2 protein-coding genes are annotated in these 1,099 nt (G+C 45.6%); both read left to right on the plus strand.

Going from position 1 to position 1,099, the window contains the following annotated elements; translation table 11 throughout:
- The first annotated feature begins 7 nt into the window (after window positions 1-7).
- Window positions 8-658: an ATP-binding cassette domain-containing protein gene (locus BCT81_RS24170; RefSeq protein ID WP_102426118.1), complete on the plus strand. Its 651-nt coding sequence runs from the start codon at window positions 8-10 to the stop codon at window positions 656-658.
- Window positions 648-1,099: CDP-alcohol phosphatidyltransferase family protein (locus BCT81_RS24175; protein ID WP_102426119.1), on the plus strand; the 452-nt coding region annotated here is incomplete at its 3' end. The genes BCT81_RS24170 and BCT81_RS24175, both read left to right, overlap by 11 nt.

The following is a 1,099-nucleotide window of genomic DNA, read 5'->3' on the forward strand; positions in this document are numbered from 1 at the left end:
TTAAGTAATGAGTCTGTACCTCAACGACCTCGCCATCCATAAAACTGGTGGTGATTCGCTGTTTTCAGCGCTAAATGTAACATTAGAATCGGGCCAGATACTGGCATTGATGGGACCGAGCGGTTGCGGTAAATCCACCTTATTGGACGCCATCGCAGGCCACTTGAATGAAGAGTTTTCGTACTCTGGAAGTGTTGTTTTGAATGACATTCAACTGGACGATCTCCCATCACACCAACGTGAGGTCGGTATTCTTTTTCAAGATGATCTATTGTTCCCTCACTTAAAAGTATGGGAAAACTTGGCATTCTCACTACCTAATTCGGTTAAAGGCTCTGCTCGCCAACAGCAAGCCATGGCAGCGTTAAAAGACATTGAACTGACACACTTAGCAGCGTCTTTTCCCGATCAGATTTCTGGTGGTCAACGAGCGAGAATCAGTTTAACTCGTATGTTATTGGCGAAGCCTAAGTTGGCTCTACTTGATGAACCGTTCAGTAAGTTAGACCAAGAGCTCAGAGCACAATTTCGGGACTGGGTATTTGAGCAATTAACCAAAGCCAATATCCCTACGCTGATGGTGACACACGACGAAGCAGATGTGCCTCAAGGGGCTCAAGTACTCTCTTGGCCATGGAGAAGCAACCATGCTGGATAAGTACTCAATAAAGGTCATCAAGTGGCCATTAAACCAGTCTGCCAAAGTACTGAATCGAGTCGGCATTACCGCCAATCAAACCACCCTATTTGGTTTTTTGGTCGGCTGTTTAGCGTTTCCGGCGTTAGCGTTTGAGCAATATGAGTGGGCGTTAGGTTTCATCATTTTCAACAGAGTTTGTGATGGGCTTGATGGCGCCTTGGCTCGAATCCAAGGTATCAGTGATGCGGGTGGTTTCCTCGATATCAGTCTAGATTTCCTTTTCTATTCACTGATCCCTTTTGGTTTTGTGATTGCCAATCCAGAACACAACGCCATTGCCGGTGCATTTTTAATCTTCTCTTTTATCGGCACTGGCAGTAGCTTTTTGGCGTTTGCAGTCATGGCGGGCAAGCGAGGCATAGAGAATCCAGTTTATAAACACAAGTCTCTCTACTACAT

This window comes from Vibrio sp. 10N.261.52.A1, from assembly GCF_002876325.1.
Taxonomy (GTDB): domain Bacteria; phylum Pseudomonadota; class Gammaproteobacteria; order Enterobacterales; family Vibrionaceae; genus Vibrio; species Vibrio chagasii.